A 16,653-nucleotide genomic window follows, 5' to 3' on the forward strand; every position below is an offset into this window, starting at 1 on the left:
GGCGTGGAGCAGGCGGCGCAGGCGGCCGGCTATTCCGTGCTGCTGGGCGACACCCGCCACGAGCCCGAGCGCGAGGAGCGTTACGGCGAGATGCTCCGGCGCAAGGAGGCCGACGGCCTGATCTTCCTGGGCCACCGCCTGCCCGCGGTCCTCGCCGACATGGTCCGCACCCTGGGCCCGCGGGCGCCCATCGTGAACGGCTGCGAGTTCAGCCCCGAGCTCGGCGTCTCCAGCGCCCACATCGACAACGAGCGCGCGGCCGTCGAGGCCATGGAGCACCTCTACGGCCTGGGGCACGCGCGGATCGGAGTGATCACGGGGCCGCTGGCCAGTCCGATCAGCCGTGACCGCCTGGACGGTGTCCATGCTGCGGCCAAGGCGCATGGGCGCGACGACGACCTGACGGTGGTCACCGGCGACTTCTCGGTTGAGGCGGGCCTGGACCAGACGCTGAAGCTGCTCGAGCGCCCGCAGCCGCCGACGGCGATCTTCTGCTTCAGCGACGAGATGGCCATGGGCGCGCTGGATGCGCTGCGCCGGCGCGGCCTGCGCTGTCCGCAGGACGTCTCGGTCGTGGGCTTCGACGACATCCGCTTCGCCAAGCACGTGAGCCCGGCCCTGACCACCGTGGCTCAGCCGATGGACGCCATCGGGGCGGAGGCCGTCCGGGTGCTGCTCGACATCTTCGCGGGCAAGGCCGAGACCTTGCAGCAGGTGACCCTGCCGCACCGGCTGGTGGTGCGGGAAAGCACCGGGCCGGCCGCCTAGCCGGGCTGGGGCGAGAAGCGGGCGACGAGGTCGTAGGCGTCGCCTGGGAAGGTCAGCCGCACGTGGGTGATGCGCTCGTCCCCGCGCCAGGTGCGCCGGTCCAGGACCAGGCAGGCGGCCGTCGTCGGCAGTCCCAGGGCCGTCGCGGCGGACTTCGACGGATGGGCCGCGCTGATGCGGTGCTCGGCCTCGGTCCAGGGCACGTGGCCCAGCAGCCAGCCGCCCGGCGGCTCCGCGGCGAAATCGACCTCCGCGGCCTCGGGAACTGCGGCCAGGTTGATGAGCCGCTCCTCCAGGCCGAAGGGGCGCCCGGCGGCGCGGTGCAGGCAGCGGAGCGACAGGATGCGGCCCGGCCGGACGAGGCCCAGGGCCTCGGCCTCGTCGGAGGTAGCGACCCGCGCGGCCCGGCCCAGAAGCTCGTAGCCGTACGCCTCGCCGCGGGCGGTCACCTCGGCGGCGATGTCGGGGATGTCCAGCACCACCGAGTGGATGCGCGGACGCGAGACGAAGGTGCCGGCCTTTCGCCGACGCACGATCAGCCCCTGCTCGGCCAGCGGCGCCAGGGCCTTGTTCACGGTCATGCGCGAACAGCCGTACGCGGCCATCAGTTCGTGCTCGGACGGCACGCGGTGACCGGGCGGCCAGGCGCCCGAGCGGATGCGTTCGGCAATCTCCGCCCGGATGCGCCGGTGAAGGGTCGCCTCACTCATCGGCGCAGCAGCCGCGCCAGGGTCTGGCCGTAGCGCGCGGAGACCGGCCCGCGGGCGACGTGCCGGCCGTCCGCGACCACCCGCCGGCCGCGCCGCCAGACGTGTTCCAGCGGTCCGCCCGCGAAGACGCGGCTGTCCAGCCAGGCGTCGCCGGATCGGGCCGCATAGGCCTCGTGATCCACAGGAAGGCTGACGAGGTCGGCGGCCGCACCGACCGCGAGCCCGGCCGCCTGGGGGACGCCCAGGGCCTGACCGCCGCCGGCCAGCGCTTTCCGATAGAGCGTCGCGCCCGTGGCCGCGCCCTGTTCGCCCGCCAGGACATTGCGCGCACGGCGCGTGAGACGTTGGCCGTACTCCAGCAGGCGCAGTTCCTCCGCCGCGTCGATGCGGACGTTGGAGTCCGAGCCGACCCCGAAGGCGCCGCCCTCGGCCAGGTAGCGCGCCGCCGGGAAGACGCCGTCGCCCAGGTTCGCCTCAGTGACGGGGCAAAGGCCGGCCACCGCGCCGCGCGTGGCGATCCTGCGGCGTTCGCGTTCGGTGACATGGGTCGCGTGGACCAGGCACCAACGGTCGTCGACGGCGAAGCGGTCCTGCAGCCATTCCACGGGACGCGCGCCGCTCCAGGCCAGGCAGTCGTCGACCTCCCTCACCTGCTCGGCGATATGGATGTGGATCGGCTGGGCGAGGTCGGCGACGAGGCGCAGCTCGTCCTCGGTGACCGCGCGCAGGCTGTGCGGCGCGACGCCGACCACCGCGTCGGGCAGGCCGGCGAGCGCGGCGCGCGTCGCCTCGTGCAGGCGGACGTAGCCGCCGAGGTCGCTGACGAACCGCCGCTGGCCCTCGGTCGGCGCGGCGCCGCCGAAGGCCGAGTGAGCGTAGAAGACCGGCAGCAGGGTCAGGCCGATCCCGGTCTCCTCCGCGGCAGCCGCGATCCGCCCTGCCATCTCGGCCGGATCCGCGTAGGGCCGCCCGTCGGAATCGTGGTGCAGGTAGTGGAATTCGCCCACGCGGGTGAAGCCGCTCTCCAGCATCTCCAGGAAGGCCTGGGCGGCGATCGCCTGCACGTCGTCGGGCGAGAGCTGGGCCACGAAGCGGTACATCACCTCGCGCCAGGTCCAGAAGCTGTCGCCCTGCGGCCCGCCCACCTCGGTGAGGCCGGCCATGGCGCGCTGGAAGGCATGGCTGTGCAGGTTCGGCAAGCCGGGGACGGCGATCCCGCCACGCTCGTCGCCGGCCTTCGGCTCGGCGTCCACCTGGATCGCGGCGACGAAGCCGGCTGACGTTTCGACCCGCACGCGCGTGGCCCAGCCGTCCGCCAATAGCGCGTGTTCGAACCAGAGCGTCGGGTCGGCCATGGCCTTTCCTCAAGCGCGTCGCGGGGGGCGGCAAGCGTCACATATGTCTATACAAAAAGAAGTCGTAGTCCTAGGGTCCGCGAGCGATTGGATGGAGGACGTCGTGCGCTGCGACCGGGTCTGGCGGAATGCGCGCCTCGCGACCCTCGCGCCGGGCCCGTCGGGGCCGGGCGAGGTCGAGGGCGGCGTGGTCGCGGCCCGCGAAGGCCGGATCGCGTGGATCGGCGCCGAGGCCGACGCGCCGGCGTTCGTGGCCGACGAGACCTTCGACTGCGAAGGCCGCTGGATCACCCCGGGCCTGATCGACCCGCACACCCATCTGGTCCACGGCGGCGACCGCGCCCGGGAATTCGAACTGCGGCTGGCCGGCGCCAGTTACGAGGAGATCGCCGGCGCCGGCGGCGGGATCGTCTCGACCATGACCGCCACCCGCGCCGCCACCGAGGATGAGTTGGTCGTCCAGGCCCTGCCGCGCCTGGACGCGCTGATCGCCGAGGGCGTCACCACGGTCGAGGTGAAATCGGGCTACGGCCTGTCGCTGGAGCACGAGCGCAAGTGCCTGCGCGCGGCGCGCCGGCTGGGCGAGCTGCGGCCGGTCGCGATCACCACCACCTTCCTCGGCGCCCACGCCCTGCCGCCGGAGTTCAAGGGCGACCCCGACGGCTACATCGACCTCGTCTGCCGCGAGATGATCCCGGCCGTGGCGGCCGAGGGGCTGGCGGACGCGGTCGACGCCTTCTGCGAGGGCATCGGCTTCACCTCCGAACAGACCCGTCGGGTGTTCGAAGCCGCCAAGATCCACGGCCTCCCCGTCAAGCTGCACGCCGAACAGCTCTCCAACCTGCACGGCGCGTCCCTGGCGGCAGCCTTCGGCGCCCTGTCGGCCGACCATCTGGAGCACCTCGACGTCGGCGGCATCGACGCCATGGCGCGTGCCGGGACGGTCGCGACGCTGCTGCCGGGCGCCTACTACTTCGTCCGCGAGACCAAGCGGCCGCCAGTCGAAGGCCTGCGGGCCGCGGGCGTGCCGGTCGCGCTGGCCACCGACTGCAACCCCGGCACCTCGCCGCTCACCTCGCTGCTGCTGGCGATGAACATGGCCGCGACGCTGTTCCGGCTGACGGTCGAGGAGTGCCTGGCCGGCGTGACGCGCGAGGCCGCGCGCGCGCTGGGCCGCCTCGGCGACGTCGGCACGCTGGAAGCCGGCAAGGCCTGCGACCTCGCCATCTGGGACATCGAGCGTCCCGCCGAGCTCGTCTACCGGATGGGCTTCAACCCCCTGCACGCCCGCGTCTGGAGAGGCCTTTGAACGACGTCCTGCTGGTCCCCGGCGACACGCCGCTCTCCGCCTGGCGGGAGGTCTACCGCGGCGCGTCCGTGCGGCTGCCCGCCGCCGCCGCCGCCGGCCCCATAGCCGCGAGCGCCGCCGCCATCGAGCGCATCCTGGCCAAGGGCGAGCCGGTCTACGGCATCAACACCGGCTTCGGGAAGCTGGCCAGCGTGCGCATCGACGATGCGGACCTCGCCACGCTCCAGCGCAACATCGTGCTGTCCCACGCCGCCGGGACAGGCGAGCCGTCGCCCACCGCCATCGTGCGCCTGATGATGGCGCTGAAGCTGGCCAGCCTGGCCCAGGGCGCCTCGGGCGTGCGGCCAGCCACCGTCGCGCTGCTGGAGAGGATGATCGTCGCCGGCCTGACCCCCGTCGTGCCGAGCCAAGGCTCGGTCGGAGCCTCGGGCGACCTGGCCCCACTGTCGCACATGGCCGCCGCCATGATCGGCGTCGGCGAGATCGAGGTGGGCGGCGTGCGCAAGCCCGCCGACATCGCTCTGCGGTCTTCCGGACTTGAGCCGCTGGCGCTCGGGCCGAAGGAAGGCCTCGCCCTGCTGAACGGCACCCAGTTCTCGACCGCCAATGCGCTGGCCGGGCTGTTCGAGGCCGAGCGGCTGTTCCAGTCGGCGCTGGTCACTGGCGCTCTGTCGACCGAGGCGGCGAAGGGTTCGGACACGCCCTTCGACCACCGCATCCATGCCCTGCGCCGCCAGCCAGGGCAGATCGAGACGGGCGATGCGCTGCGCGTGCTGATGGCCGGCTCGGCGATCCGCGCTTCACACCTGAAGGACGACGAGCGGGTGCAGGATCCGTACTGCCTGCGCTGTCAGCCGCAGGTGATGGGCGCGGCGCTGGACGTGCTGCGCCAGGCAGCGGCCACGCTGGGCTACGAGGCCAACGGCGTCTCGGACAATCCGCTGATCTTCGCGGACACCGACGAGGCGCTGTCGGGGGGCAACTTCCACGCCGAGCCGGTGGCCTTCGCGGCCGACATGATCGCGCTGGCGATCTGCGAGATCGGCTCGCTGGCCGAGCGGCGGATCGCCATGCTCGTGGACCCGGCGCTCAGCGGGCTGCCGGCGTTCCTCACCCCCAAGCCCGGCCTGAACTCGGGCTTCATGATCCCGCAGGTGACGGCCGCGGCGCTGGTCTCCGAGAACAAGCAGCGCGCCTATCCGGCCAGCGTCGACTCCATCCCGACATCCGCCAACCAGGAGGACCACGTCTCCATGGCCGCCCACGGCGCCGCGCGGCTGCTGTCCATGGCGAGGAACGCCACGGCGGTCGCGGGGATCGAATTGCTGGCGGCGGCGCAGGGCTGCGACTTCCATCGCCCGCTGGCGTCGAGCCCGGCGCTGGAGGCGGTGCGCACGCTGCTGCGCGGCCAGGTCCCGCACCTGGACGATGACCGCCACTTCCACCCGGACATGGAGGCCGCCAACGCGCTGGTCCGCTCGGGCGGCGTGGTGACCGCCGTCGCCTTGCCCTTGCCCGGTGTCGCATGAGCGAGTGGCTGCAGGTCCACCGCGGCGACGCGCCGCTGGTCGTCAGCTTCCCGCACACCGGGACGGAGCTGCCGACGGGGATCGCCGCGCGGCTGATCTCGCCCTGGCTGGCGCGCAAGGACGCCGACTGGTGGATCGAACAGCTCTACGACTTCGCGCCCGCGCTGGGCGCCACGACGATCCGCACGGCCATGAGCCGCACGGTCATCGACGTGAACCGCGACCCGTCCGGCGCCTCGCTCTATCCCGGCCAGGCGACGACGGCGCTCTGCCCCACCACGACCTTCGATGGGGAGCCGCTGTACAGAACGGGTGAACCCGATAAGGCCGAGATCGAGCGCCGGCGCGCCGAGTATTTCGACCCGTACCACGCCGCCCTGCGGGCCGAGCTGGACCGGCTGCGCGCGATCCACGGCAAGGTGGTGCTGTACGAGGCCCATTCGATCCGCTCGGCGATCCCACGGCTGTTCGACGACCTGCTGCCGAACTTCAACATCGGCACGAATTCCGGCGCGAGCTGCGACCCCGCGCTGACCGCGGCGGTGGAGGCGGCCTGCGACGCCAGCGAGTTCAGCCGCGTCACCAACGGCCGCTTCAAGGGCGGCTGGACAACCCGCCACTACGGCCAACCCGCGGGCGGCGTCCACGCCATCCAGATGGAGCTGGCCTGCCGCGGCTACATGGACGAGCCGCCGGGACTGCTCACCTCGCTCATCTGGCCCACGCCCTACACGCCCGAGCGCGCCGCCCCGATGCGGGCCGCCCTCGTCAACGTCCTCAACGCCTGCCTGGACTTCGCCAAGTCATGACCCGCCTCGACAAGACCCGCGTCATCCGCCCTGCCACCGGCCCCGAGCGCACGGCCAAGAGCTGGCTCACCGAGGCGCCGTTGCGGATGCTGATGAACAACCTGCACCCCGACGTCGCCGAGCGGCCGGAGGAACTGGTGGTCTATGGCGGCATCGGCCGCGCCGCCCGTGACTGGGAGAGCTTCGATGCGATCGTCGAGACCCTGCGACGGCTGGAGGACGACGAGACCCTGCTGGTCCAGTCGGGCAAGCCGGTGGGCGTGTTCCGCACCCACGCCGATGCGCCCCGGGTGCTGATCGCCAACTCCAACCTCGTGCCCCGCTGGGCCACCTGGGACCACTTCAACGAACTCGATCGGGCGGGCCTCGCCATGTACGGCCAGATGACCGCCGGCTCGTGGATCTACATCGGCGCGCAGGGGATCGTGCAGGGCACCTACGAGACCTTCGTCGAGATGGGCCGCCAGCACTATGGCGGCGACCTGTCGGGCCGCTGGCTGCTGACCGCCGGCCTCGGCGGCATGGGCGGCGCCCAGCCGCTGGCGGCGGTGATGGCCGGCGCCTCCTGCCTCGCCGTCGAGTGCCAGCAGTCCAGCATCGATATGCGGCTGCGCACCGGCTACGTGGACCGCCAGGCGAAGGACGTCGACGAGGCGCTGGCCCTGATCCGGCAGTCCTGCCGCGACAAGGCCCCGATCTCGGTGGCTCTGCTGGGCAACGCCGCCGAGGTGCTGCCCGAGTTGTTCGCCCGCGGCGTCCGCCCCGACCTGCTCACCGACCAGACCAGCGCCCACGACCCGGTCAACGGCTACCTCCCCAAGGGCTGGAGCCTGGAGCGCTGGGCCGCCATGCGCGCCCAGGATCCGAAGCAGGTGGAGGAAGCCGCCAAGTCGTCGATGGCCGAGCACGTGCGGGCCATGCTGGACTTCCAGGCCGCCGGCGTGCCGACCGTCGACTACGGCAACAACATCCGCCAGATGGCCAAGGAGGCGGGGGTCGAGGGCGCCTTCGACTTCCCGGGCTTCGTGCCGGCCTACATCCGCCCGCTGTTCTGCCGGGGCATCGGCCCGTTCCGCTGGGCAGCGCTGTCGGGCGACCCCGAGGACATCGCGAAGACGGACGCGAAGGTGAAGGAGCTCATCCCGGACAACCCGCACCTGCACAACTGGCTCGACATGGCGGGCCGGAAGATCAGGTTCCAGGGGCTGCCGGCGCGCATCTGCTGGGTGGGCCTTGGCGACCGCCACCGGCTGGGGCTGGCGTTCAACGAGATGGTGGCCAGGGGCGAGCTCAAGGCCCCCGTCGTCATCGGCCGCGACCACCTGGACTCCGGCTCGGTCGCCTCGCCCAACCGCGAGACCGAGGCCATGCGCGACGGCTCCGACGCCGTGTCCGACTGGCCGCTGCTGAACGCCCTGCTCAACACCGCCTCGGGCGCCACCTGGGTCTCGCTCCACCACGGCGGCGGGGTCGGCATGGGCTTCTCCCAGCACGCCGGCATGGTCATCGTCTGCGACGGCACCGAGGCGGCGGCGAAGCGCATCGAGCGGGTGCTCTGGAACGACCCGGCCACGGGCGTCATGCGCCACGCCGACGCGGGCTATGAGATCGCCTTGCAGGTCGCCCGCGAGAAGCAGCTCGACCTGCCCGGGATCCTCGGCTGATGCAGATCCTGCGCGCCGCCGATCGGGTCGCCACGCCGTGGAAGAACGGCGGCGGGATCACCCGGGAGGTCGCCGCCTCGCCGCCGGGCGCCGGCTTCGACGATTTCCACTGGCGGGTGAGCATGGCCGAGGTCCGGACGGATGGGCCGTTCTCGGTGTTCCCCGGCGTCGACCGTGTGCTGGTCGTACTGGAGGGACGGCTGGCGCTGTCGGTCCAGGGCCTGGGCGACTTCGACCTGGCGGCGGGTTCGAGCGCCGCCGCCTTCCCGGGCGACGCGCCGACCATCGGCCGGGTGATCGAAGGGCCGGTCCTGGACCTCAACGTCATGACGCGCCGCGGCGGGGCCGCCGCCCGACTGCAACGGCTCGTGGTCGCGGGGCCCCAGGCCCTGCCCGCCGCGTCCGGCCGCCGGCTGCTGATCGCCGGGGGGCCGATGCGCGCGGGGAGCTTCGGCTGGAGCGGTATGACGCGCTGCTGCTGGAGATGGCCGACGCGCCGTTGGTGCTGGACGCCGAGCGGCCGACCGCTGGATACCTGGTGGCGTTCGCCTAACGGCGCGACGCCTAGGGCCAGCCGACCAGGAGGCGGACCGAGCCCTCATACGCCGGCAGGCGCCGCCAGGCGCCGTAGCGTTCGTCCCAGCGTCCTGAGTCCAGGTCGTCCGAAAGCCGTGCGACGAACCGGGGCTCGACCTCAGGCCCGACGAAGCCCCAGGACGACTGGGCGCGCCGCACGGCGGGGTCCAGCAGGCGCTCGGGCCGGCCATAGAAGGCCTCGGTGAATCCGTCCGTGCAGTCGATGGGGATGGGGACGACGCGCACCTCGACCTTCGACCCAAGCGCCGCCGCCGTCTGGGAGATGTCGGGATAGCGACGCTGTTCGGCGGCGATCAGTTCGGGCGCATAGTCGTTCAGCCACCAGTCGCCCAGCGCCGGCCCGTCGAACGCCAGCACCACGACCGGCCCCCGCGCCACGCGCCGAAGCTCGGCGAGCCCCTTCGTGCGATCGGCCCACTGGTGGACGGTCGCCACCGCCATCGCGGCGTCCACGGCGCCGTCGTCCAGCGGCAGGGCCTCCGCGTAGGCGTGGATGGCGATGGCCGCGCCGGGCGGCCGCTGCGCGCGCATGACCGCCGAGGGCTCGACCGCCAGCAACCGCCGTCCCGCCGGCTCGTACGAGCCCGCGCCGGCCCCGACGTTGACGACGGTCTGCGCATCCCCCAGCGCCGCCTCGATCGCCGCTGCGATGCGCGGATCCGGGCGCCGTTGCGTCGCGTAGCCCTGGCCGGTGCTGTCGTAATCCACGTCCCCGCCCGCACGCATCCGATCGCTTCCTTCACATTTGATCCAATGCGCATCGACTTAGAGCGGCGTGTCCCTCTGGAAAATCGAGTTCGGATCGCGCACTCTGTGAGCAGACTTCACGAATAGGCGGTCACGTGCGCCCCCAACTGCCCCCGCTCTCCACCCTGCGCGCCTTCGAGGCCGTGGCGCGCCTGGGTTCGGTCAGCCGGGCCGCGGCCGAGCTGGGGCGGACGCACGGCGCGGTCAGCAAGCAGCTCCGCACGCTCCACGATCACGCAGGCCTGCCGCTGTTCGACAAGGTGGGGACGGGCCTGCGGGCGAACGCCGCCGGACGCCGGCTCGCCGCGGCGGTCGGCGAGGCGCTGGACACCTTGGCCGAGCACTACGCCGACGTCGTGCGCGAGGCCCGGTCACCGGCCGTCCACGTCGCCTGCAGCGTCAGCTTCGCCATGGGCTGGCTGGCGCCGCGCCTGCCCGCCTTTTCCGCCGCCCACCCGGACGTGCGCCTCCGCCTCTCGATGACCTCCGCGCGCGAGATGCGCGAGGAACGCGACGCCGACCTCACCATCCTCTGGGACCGCTCGGCCTATTCGCCCGCCGACCAGGCGCGGGCCATCCGCCTCGCCGACAGCGCCTTCGGCGTCGTGGCGGCGCCCGACTATCCCGCCCGGCTGGCGGGCCACACGCTGACGGCGCCGCGCCGCATCCTCCACGACCACACCTCGCGCGCCTGGGAAGAGTGGTCCAGCGCCACCGGTGTCCGTCTCGCGACCGAAACGTCCGTGTCGTTTCCGCACACGCACCTGTGCCTGGGCGCGGCGGTAGGCGGCATGGGCGTGGCGATCGTCGAGCGGCGCCTTGCGGCGGCCGACATCGCCGCGGGCCGCCTCGTTGCGGTCGGCGCCTTCATCCCGTTCGAGGACGGCTTCGCCGCGATCCCCCACCGCACGAAGGCGCTCGCGCCGGAGACCCGGCTGTTCCTGGATTGGCTGAAGGCGGGGCTGGAGGCCGACTGAGGCGCCCCTGCCGACCAGCTATCCGACGCGGGATTGAGGTGTCCGGGCGGCGGCGGCGTCGAAGATGCAGGACACCGGAGACAGCCGCATGACGTCGATCAGAGGGCTCTCAACCGCCTTGGCCACCCTTGCCGTGACCGTGTCGGCCTGGCCAGGGCCAGCGGCCGCCCAGCCGCTGGAAGCTGGACCGACGGCGCCGCCCGGCGAGACGAGTTGGCGCGCCGCCGGGCGCGCGGCCGGGGACATCCTGGCCCAGCCCATCCGCGACGCCGGGCTGCTCACGGCCGAGATTCCCGACCCCCTGGTGCGGGCGACCATCGATCCCTACGCCCTGCCCGATCCGGCGAGCTGTACGGAGATCCAGTCCGAGATCGGCGATCTCAATGGCGTGCTTGGGTCGGACCTGGCCGGCGACTTCGGCCCTCGGGAAGGGCGCGCCGCGCGGCTGGCCGAAGCCGGCGGCCGGGCGGCAGTGAACTCGCTCATCCCCTTCCGGGTCGTGGTTCGCGAACTGACGGGCGCGGCGCCGGCTCAGCGTCGCTTCCAGGCGGCGGTCGACCTCGGCTATGCCCGCCGCGGCTTCCTTCGCGCGGTCTATCGGCTCCGCAACTGCGAGGCGGAGCCGGCCGCCACGGGCGACGCACCGGCCTCCGAGGTCGCCGTCCGCTAGGCGCGATACGCCGAACCGGAAGCCGGCTCGGCGAAGAGATCGCGCTCGAGATCAAGCAGATGGAACGCCGGACGCTTCGGTCACGCCGCCTTCTCGACGACGCCGACCAGGCCCGGCACGCCGCCGCGCAGACGCACGGACGACACCCGGACCGCATCCGCCGGAAAGGGGCCCGCCGCCAGCGCGGCCGCCAGGCCTTGCGCGTCGAACGTCCTGTGGTGGCCGGCCCCGATGAAGCCCCACCGGGCCATGGCCGACGCGTCGGTCGCATAGACGCTGATCCGTCCGCCGGGACGCAGGACCCGGTCGAGTTCGGCCAGCACCGCGTGCGGATCGGACCAGAAGTAGGCGACGTTCACCGCGAGGATCCGGTCGACGCTGCGGTCCGCAAGCCCGGTCGCCTCGAAGCTGCCCAGTGAAAGCCGGACCCGGCCGGCCGCGATCGCGGCGCGGTTTCTCGCCTCGGCCTGGGCCAGCATGGCCGACGACTGGTCGACGCCGAAGACCGTCCCCCCGGACGCGAGCCTCGCCAGCCCCCGGACGCCCTCGCCCGGCCCGAAGCCGAGCTCGAGGACGTCGTGGTGGGTGCGCACGTCCAGGGCCCGGATCGCCTGCGCGTTCGGCTCGGCGTTGACGACCCGCATCAGTTGGCCCACCAGCCGACCCCAGCCACCCCGCGGATGCCGCAGGTGGCCGGCGAAGGCGTCGGAGATCGACGCCATGGCTCAGGAGCGCCGCAGCTTGGCGTTGGCCTTGGCCAGCAGGGCCTTGATCTCGGCGCGACGACCGGCGTCCCACAGCGGCCGGTCGGGATGCGGCGGCGAGGCGAGCGCGCGCTGCAGCACCTTGGCGGCGGCCGCGTACTCGCCCTGCGTGATCAGGAAGTCGCCGTAGAAATAGTTCGAATCCATGCCGTCGGGCGACAGCGCCACGCCCTCGGCCAGATAGCGGCGCGCCTTGTCCTTGTCGCCGAAGCCGATCGGGAACCCCGGCACGCGGTAGTACAGCGTGCCCAGGCTGGTGGCCGCGCCGCCCTCCAGGGCCTTGCGGTCGATCTGGTAGGCCTGCTCGAAGGACTTCCGCGCCGCCTTGGCGTCGTTCAGCGCGCTCAGGCCCGACGACATGGCGGCCTGCTCGCTCTGCGCGATGCCTTCCCAGATCAGCGGCTCGGCGCGTCCCGGAAACTTGGCGGCCGACGCGGCGGCGTCGTGGGCGAGGACCCGGATCTGCTCGTGCTGAGCCGCGGGATCCTTGGTCTGGTACTTGATCCGCTCCCACTCGCGCTGCACCCGGGCGACGGAGGCGTCCATCGCGGGATTGTCGGACGCGAACGCCGGCGCGCCGAACGCGAGCGTCGCGAGGAAGAGCGTGGAAGCCAGTCGTGTCTTGGTTCGAGCGTGCATCGTATGCCTTTGCGATTTCGCCACCCGGAAGCCTAGACGCCGCCAGGCGCCGACCCCCTCAATCCGCCGTCCAATTCCCCCTCCCGACCCGACCTGCGCGCAGAGCTTGAGGGGCCCGGCGCCCGGCGTCGTCCTTGGGGCAGCACTCCCCTCTGGAGATTGAAGCGCGTGAAGACCCACATCCTGTCCGGCATCCTCGCCCTCGCCCTCTGCGCCGGCGCCCCTGCCGCCGAGGCCGCGCCCACCGCAACGGCCCCCCTGGTCGGCGCCGGCGGCGAGGACCATGGCGTCGCCACCTTGACCCAGGCCCCCAGGGGCGTGCTGGTGCGGATCGTCGCCAAGGGGCTCACGCCCGGCTGGCACGCGGTGCATTTCCACGACACCGGGACCTGCTCGGCGCCGGACTTCAAGAGCGCGGGCGGTCATGTCCACGGGTCCGCGGCGTCGGCGCACGGCCTCCTGAACCCTGCCGGCCAGGACGCCGGCGACCTGCCGAACCTGTTCGTCGCGCAGGATGGGACGGGTGCGGCGGAATTCTTCTCCACGACGGTGTCGTTCGCCGGCGGTCCGGACCAGCCGGGCCTGCTCGATGCGGACGGCGCCGCCCTGGTCATCCACGCCAACCCGGACGACTTCGTCTCCCAGCCCATCGGCGGGGCCGGCGCGCGTGTCGCGTGCGGGGTGATCCGTTGAGGCGTCGTCTCTCCGGGGCGGTCGCCGCCCTCGCGGCGGTCGTCCTGCCGCTATGCTCGGCGCAAGCCGCGACGCCGCCGCTGCACTTCCAGGTGACGGACCTCAACGGGGTGACGACGCAGGTGCCTGCGGGCCTGCCCCAGGCCCGCGCCCTGCTGCTGCTGGGTTTTCGCCACGACGACCGCGCCAGCCTCGACGCCTGGCGCCGCGGCCTGGGTCTGCGGGCCGAGGATCGCGACTGGTTCGAGACCCCGGTCATCGGCGTGAGCGCCCCGATGATCCGCGGCATGATCGTGCATGGCATGCAGGGGGACGTGAAGGACCCGGCCGAACGGGCCCATCTCGCGCCCGCCTTCACCAACCCTGCCGCCGTCGCCGCCCAGCTCGGCGTCGATCCGGCCGCCCCCGCGGCGGTGGTGGTGGATCGCGAGGGCCGGGTGCTCGCGCGCGCCAGCGGCCCGTTCGATCCCCGGAAGGCCGATACCCTCGTCCGGGCGCTTCGCCCTTGAGTCTCTCGGGCCGTTGCGGCTTCGGCCCGACGGCTCAGGCCTCGATGGTGCGGGCGGTCGGGCTCGAACCGACACTCCTTGCGGAACCGGATTTTGAGTCCGGCGCGTCTACCAGTTTCACCACGCCCGCATCGAGGTGGGGTTATAGAGGCTCGGCCTGCGGGCGCAACTCGCGGGCTGCGGCGATACGAGCCTTGCGCCGGGGCGGCCGAGGTCGTACTTGATAATCGTTCGCAAAATCGGCGGACGCAGGACGATCCAGGACATGCACGAGATGCTCGCCGATCAGGCGGTGGCCATCGAGGCCGGCGCGACGCCGCTGAGCCGGGCGCGGCCGGGCGACCGGGGCGTGATCATCGACGTGCGCGCCGACCATGCGAACGGCCACGGCATCGACGTCCACGAGCTTGAGCGCCGCCTGCTGGAGTCCGGCTTCGTCGAGGGCGCCGCGTTCGAGGTGCTGCACCAGGGCCTCTTCGGCGGCGACCCCATCGCCGTGCGCGTGGACGACATGCGTGTGGCCCTGCGCCGCCGCGACGCCGAGGACGTCTGGGTGCGCCTGGAGTCGAAATGAGCGAGACCGCTGAGCTGGCCCCCGGCGGCGCGCGACACAAGCCCGAGGCGGGCGTCCGGCCGGCGCGCGTGGCCCTGGTGGGCAACCCCAACACCGGCAAGACCGCCCTGTTCAACGCCCTGACCGGCAGCCGACAGAAGGTGGCCAACTACGCCGGCGTGACCGTCGAGCGAAAGGAAGGCTTCGTCGCCACCCCGGCCGGCCGCACGCTGTCGGTGCTGGATCTGCCCGGCACCTATTCCCTGCGCGCGCGCAGCCCCGACGAGGCGGTCACCCGCGACGCGGTGCTGGGCCGCCTGGCCGGCGAGGCCGAGCCCGACGTTGTGGTGGCCGTGGCCGACGCGACCAACCTGCGCCTGGTCCTGCGCCTGATCCTGGAGCTGAAGGCCGTCGGCCGTCCGATGGTGCTGGCGCTCAACATGTACGACATCGCTCAGCGCCAGGGTTTGCGCATCGACCTGGACGGGCTCTCGCGCGAGCTGGGCTGTCCCATCGTCACCACCGTCGCCACCCGCAAGCGCGGCATCGCGGACCTGGTGGCGAAGGTGGACGAGGTGATCGCCTCCGGCGCCCATTCCGGCGAGAACGTCTGGCGCGAGCCGTCGGCGGCCGAGATCCGCGGCGCGCACCGCGAGGCCCAGCGGATCCTCAAGGCCCATGTCCGCCCGCCCGAGCATCCCGACACCCTGACCGGCAAGATCGACGCCGTCCTGCTGCATCCGGTGGCGGGCCTCGTCATCCTGCTCGGCCTGCTCTTCCTGATGTTCCAGGCGGTGTTCACCTGGGCCGGACCGCCCGCCGACGCCATCGAGGCGGGCGTGGCGTGGCTGGGCGCCCAGGTGGGAGCCGGCCTGCCCGACGGGTTCCTGAAGAGCCTGATCGTCGACGGCCTGTTCGCAGGCGTCGGCTCGGTGCTGGTCTTCCTGCCGCAGATCCTGGTGCTGTTCCTCTTCATCATCCTGCTGGAAGACTTCGGGTACATGGCCCGGGCGGCCTTCCTGATGGACAAGATCATGGGCGGCGCGGGCCTGCACGGGCGCGCCTTCATCCCGCTGCTGTCCTCGTTCGCCTGCGCGATCCCCGGCATTATGTCGGCGCGGGTGATCGACCAGAAGCGCGACCGGATGACCACGATCCTGGTGGCGCCGCTGATGACCTGTTCGGCGCGGATTCCCGTCTACACCCTGATCATCGGCGCCTTCATCCCCGACCGCAGCGTCGGGCCGGGGCTGAACCTGCAGGGGCTGGTGATGTTCGGGCTCTACGCCAGCGGCATCCTCAGCGCGCTGGCCGTCTCGTTCGTGATCCGCAAGATCTTCTGGCGCGGCGCGGTCGAGCCGTTCCTGATGGAGCTGCCCACCTACAAGATCCCCAGCTTCGAGAGTGTCCTGCGCAACCTGCTGCTGCGGGCGCAGATCTTCCTCAGCCGCGCCGGCCGGATCATCCTGCCGCTGATGGTGGTGGTCTGGGTGCTCTCGACGTTCCCGACGCCGCCGGCGGGCGCGACCGGCCCGGCGATCGACTACAGCTTCGCCGGCATCATCGGCCACGCGATCCAGCCGCTGTTCGCGCCCATCGGCTTCAACTGGCAGATGGTGGTCGCCCTGATCCCCGGCTTCGCGGCCCGCGAGGTGGCGGTGGCGGCCTTGGGCACCGTCTACGCCGTCGGCGACGCGGAGAACAACGTGGGCGCGCTGGGCGCGCGGCTGGCCGACGCCTGGAGCCTGGCCACCGGCCTGTCCTTCCTGGCCTGGTACATCTTCGCCCCGCAGTGCGCCGCCACGCTGGGCGTCGTGCGCCGCGAAACGAACTCCTGGATGTGGACCGGCGTGATGTTCGCCTACATGGTCACCCTGGCCTATCTGGCCTCGTTCACGGTCTATCACGTGGCGGTGGCGCTCGGGGCCGGTTGAGCCTCAAGTGGGACATTTCGTCCCCGGGTTGCGTTAATTTCGCTTTTTCCGTGCGCCTTAACCGCTCGATAAACGAGGACGCGCAAACCTTGTTCTTGCCATGCAGAACAAGCAGGAAATCGCCTTGGACGTTCCCGCCGGGAAAAAGCCCATCCGGGTCAAGCAGACCCTGTGCAAGCACGTCCGCAAGGCCCTCCTATCGCTCGGCGGCGAAGCGCACCGATCGATGGTGATCGAACACGTGGCCCGCAACCTGGGTCACGACGTCCGTCAAATCCCCGAAGAGCTCCAGCTCCAGGTCATTGTCTCGTTCGAGCAGACCTGGCGCGACGAGCGCAAGCGAGCGGCCTACGGCTTCCACCTGCCGTTCGGCGAGGGCTCGCACCGCTGGGGCGTGCTGTCGGACCCGATGGTCGCGGCCTGACG

Annotated in this window: 17 protein-coding genes, 1 tRNA gene and 1 pseudogene; 13 read left to right on the forward strand and 6 right to left on the reverse strand. The window is 72.2% G+C overall.

Annotated elements, in window-relative coordinates; translation table 11 throughout:
* Positions 1-768 (forward strand): substrate-binding domain-containing protein (locus Q0L11_RS05945; protein ID WP_296596042.1); only part of this gene is annotated, 768 nt, incomplete at its 5' end.
* On the opposite strand, the gene hutC is transcribed toward Q0L11_RS05945, so the two are convergent.
* Together hutC and Q0L11_RS05955 are read right to left on the reverse strand one after the other, a co-directional pair.
* On the reverse strand, positions 765-1,478 hold the full coding sequence (gene hutC, locus Q0L11_RS05950) for a histidine utilization repressor (protein ID WP_296596043.1): 714 nt from the start codon (positions 1,476-1,478) through the stop codon (positions 765-767). The genes Q0L11_RS05945 and hutC overlap by 4 nt on opposite strands.
* On the reverse strand, positions 1,475-2,833 hold the full coding sequence (locus Q0L11_RS05955) for a formimidoylglutamate deiminase (RefSeq protein ID WP_296596044.1): 1,359 nt from the start codon (positions 2,831-2,833) through the stop codon (positions 1,475-1,477). Before Q0L11_RS05955 ends, hutC begins: the two co-directional genes overlap by 4 nt.
* A 103-nt stretch (positions 2,834-2,936) precedes the next feature.
* Between Q0L11_RS05955 and hutI the strand changes: the two genes are divergently transcribed.
* The 5 genes and pseudogenes from hutI to Q0L11_RS24650 form a co-directional block, all read left to right on the forward strand.
* Positions 2,937-4,142, forward strand: a complete 1,206-nt coding sequence (gene hutI / locus Q0L11_RS05960; RefSeq protein WP_296596095.1) for an imidazolonepropionase — start codon at positions 2,937-2,939, stop codon at positions 4,140-4,142.
* Complete coding sequence (hutH, locus tag Q0L11_RS05965; RefSeq protein WP_296596096.1) at positions 4,127-5,671, forward strand: histidine ammonia-lyase; 1,545 nt, start codon at positions 4,127-4,129, stop codon at positions 5,669-5,671. The genes hutI and hutH overlap by 16 nt, the downstream gene beginning before the upstream one ends.
* Positions 5,668-6,480, forward strand: coding sequence for an N-formylglutamate deformylase (hutG, locus tag Q0L11_RS05970; RefSeq protein ID WP_296596045.1), 813 nt, complete (start codon positions 5,668-5,670; stop codon positions 6,478-6,480). Before hutH ends, hutG begins: the two co-directional genes overlap by 4 nt.
* Positions 6,477-8,144 carry a urocanate hydratase gene (gene hutU, locus Q0L11_RS05975; protein WP_296596046.1) on the forward strand — a complete coding sequence of 556 codons (1,668 nt, stop codon included), beginning with the start codon at positions 6,477-6,479 and terminating at the stop codon, positions 8,142-8,144. Before hutG ends, hutU begins: the two co-directional genes overlap by 4 nt.
* Positions 8,144-8,506: pseudogene (locus Q0L11_RS24650) on the forward strand (HutD family protein); the annotation flags it as partial. The gene hutU and the pseudogene Q0L11_RS24650, both read left to right, overlap by 1 nt.
* A gap of 202 nt (positions 8,507-8,708) precedes the next feature.
* On the opposite strand, the gene Q0L11_RS05980 reads toward Q0L11_RS24650, so the two are convergent.
* Complete coding sequence (locus Q0L11_RS05980; protein ID WP_296596047.1) at positions 8,709-9,467, reverse strand: methyltransferase domain-containing protein; 759 nt, start codon at positions 9,465-9,467, stop codon at positions 8,709-8,711.
* A 116-nt stretch (positions 9,468-9,583) separates the two neighbouring features.
* Here Q0L11_RS05980 and Q0L11_RS05985 point away from each other — a divergent pair, with 116 nt between their 5' ends.
* Both Q0L11_RS05985 and Q0L11_RS05990 read left to right on the forward strand, forming a co-directional pair.
* Complete coding sequence (locus Q0L11_RS05985) at positions 9,584-10,465, forward strand: LysR substrate-binding domain-containing protein (protein WP_296596048.1); 882 nt, start codon at positions 9,584-9,586, stop codon at positions 10,463-10,465.
* 88 nt (positions 10,466-10,553) lie between these two features.
* The gene (locus tag Q0L11_RS05990) at positions 10,554-11,135 is read left to right on the forward strand and encodes a hypothetical protein (RefSeq protein WP_296596049.1); all 582 of its coding nucleotides are present in this window, start codon (positions 10,554-10,556) and stop codon (positions 11,133-11,135) included.
* Positions 11,136-11,215: 80 nt separating this feature from the next.
* On the opposite strand, the gene Q0L11_RS05995 is transcribed toward Q0L11_RS05990, so the two are convergent.
* Together Q0L11_RS05995 and Q0L11_RS06000 are read right to left on the reverse strand one after the other, a co-directional pair.
* Positions 11,216-11,857 carry a class I SAM-dependent methyltransferase gene (locus Q0L11_RS05995; protein ID WP_296596051.1) on the reverse strand — a complete coding sequence of 214 codons (642 nt, stop codon included), beginning with the start codon at positions 11,855-11,857 and terminating at the stop codon, positions 11,216-11,218.
* A 3-nt stretch (positions 11,858-11,860) separates the two neighbouring features.
* Positions 11,861-12,538, reverse strand: coding sequence for a tetratricopeptide repeat protein (locus Q0L11_RS06000; protein ID WP_296596052.1), 678 nt, complete (start codon positions 12,536-12,538; stop codon positions 11,861-11,863).
* A gap of 180 nt (positions 12,539-12,718) precedes the next feature.
* On the opposite strand from Q0L11_RS06000, the gene Q0L11_RS06005 reads away from it, so the two are divergent.
* Together Q0L11_RS06005 and Q0L11_RS06010 are read left to right on the forward strand one after the other, a co-directional pair.
* Positions 12,719-13,231 carry a superoxide dismutase family protein gene (locus Q0L11_RS06005; RefSeq protein ID WP_296596097.1) on the forward strand — a complete coding sequence of 171 codons (513 nt, stop codon included), beginning with the start codon at positions 12,719-12,721 and terminating at the stop codon, positions 13,229-13,231.
* Positions 13,228-13,740, forward strand: a complete 513-nt coding sequence (locus Q0L11_RS06010; RefSeq protein ID WP_296596053.1) for a hypothetical protein — start codon at positions 13,228-13,230, stop codon at positions 13,738-13,740. Before Q0L11_RS06005 ends, Q0L11_RS06010 begins: the two co-directional genes overlap by 4 nt.
* Positions 13,741-13,785: 45 nt before the next feature.
* Here Q0L11_RS06010 and Q0L11_RS06015 read toward each other — a convergent pair.
* Positions 13,786-13,870: transfer RNA gene (locus tag Q0L11_RS06015), tRNA-Leu, on the reverse strand.
* A gap of 135 nt (positions 13,871-14,005) precedes the next feature.
* Between Q0L11_RS06015 and Q0L11_RS06020 the strand changes: the two genes are divergently transcribed.
* From Q0L11_RS06020 to Q0L11_RS06030, 3 genes are all read left to right on the forward strand, one after another.
* A complete protein-coding gene (locus tag Q0L11_RS06020; RefSeq protein ID WP_296596054.1) occupies positions 14,006-14,314 on the forward strand; it encodes a FeoA family protein in 309 nt (102 codons plus the stop codon).
* Entirely contained in the window at positions 14,311-16,227 is a 1,917-nt protein-coding gene (locus Q0L11_RS06025; protein WP_296596055.1) for a ferrous iron transporter B, read from the forward strand. The genes Q0L11_RS06020 and Q0L11_RS06025 overlap by 4 nt, the downstream gene beginning before the upstream one ends.
* A 124-nt stretch (positions 16,228-16,351) precedes the next feature.
* The gene (locus tag Q0L11_RS06030) at positions 16,352-16,651 is read left to right on the forward strand and encodes a hypothetical protein (protein WP_296596056.1); all 300 of its coding nucleotides are present in this window, start codon (positions 16,352-16,354) and stop codon (positions 16,649-16,651) included.
* Positions 16,652-16,653: the final 2 nt, after the last annotated feature.

Source organism: Phenylobacterium sp. (assembly GCF_024508875.1).
Classification (GTDB): Bacteria; Pseudomonadota; Alphaproteobacteria; order Caulobacterales; family Caulobacteraceae; genus Phenylobacterium.

What these genes read in the sequence shown, in the direction of transcription:
- hutC (WP_296596043.1), bottom strand. Translation starts at nt 1,478, where the DNA reads ATGAGTGAGGCGACCCTTCACCGGCGCATCCGGGCGGAGATTGCCGAA.
- Q0L11_RS05955 (WP_296596044.1), bottom strand. Translation starts at nt 2,833, where the DNA reads ATGGCCGACCCGACGCTCTGGTTCGAACACGCGCTATTGGCGGACGGC.
- hutG (WP_296596045.1), top strand. Translation starts at nt 5,668, where the DNA reads ATGAGCGAGTGGCTGCAGGTCCACCGCGGCGACGCGCCGCTGGTCGTC.
- hutU (WP_296596046.1), top strand. Translation starts at nt 6,477, where the DNA reads ATGACCCGCCTCGACAAGACCCGCGTCATCCGCCCTGCCACCGGCCCC.
- Q0L11_RS05980 (WP_296596047.1), bottom strand. Translation starts at nt 9,467, where the DNA reads ATGCGTGCGGGCGGGGACGTGGATTACGACAGCACCGGCCAGGGCTAC.
- Q0L11_RS05990 (WP_296596049.1), top strand. Translation starts at nt 10,554, where the DNA reads ATGACGTCGATCAGAGGGCTCTCAACCGCCTTGGCCACCCTTGCCGTG.
- Q0L11_RS05995 (WP_296596051.1), bottom strand. Translation starts at nt 11,857, where the DNA reads ATGGCGTCGATCTCCGACGCCTTCGCCGGCCACCTGCGGCATCCGCGG.
- Q0L11_RS06000 (WP_296596052.1), bottom strand. Translation starts at nt 12,538, where the DNA reads ATGCACGCTCGAACCAAGACACGACTGGCTTCCACGCTCTTCCTCGCG.
- Q0L11_RS06020 (WP_296596054.1), top strand. Translation starts at nt 14,006, where the DNA reads ATGCACGAGATGCTCGCCGATCAGGCGGTGGCCATCGAGGCCGGCGCG.
- Q0L11_RS06025 (WP_296596055.1), top strand. Translation starts at nt 14,311, where the DNA reads ATGAGCGAGACCGCTGAGCTGGCCCCCGGCGGCGCGCGACACAAGCCC.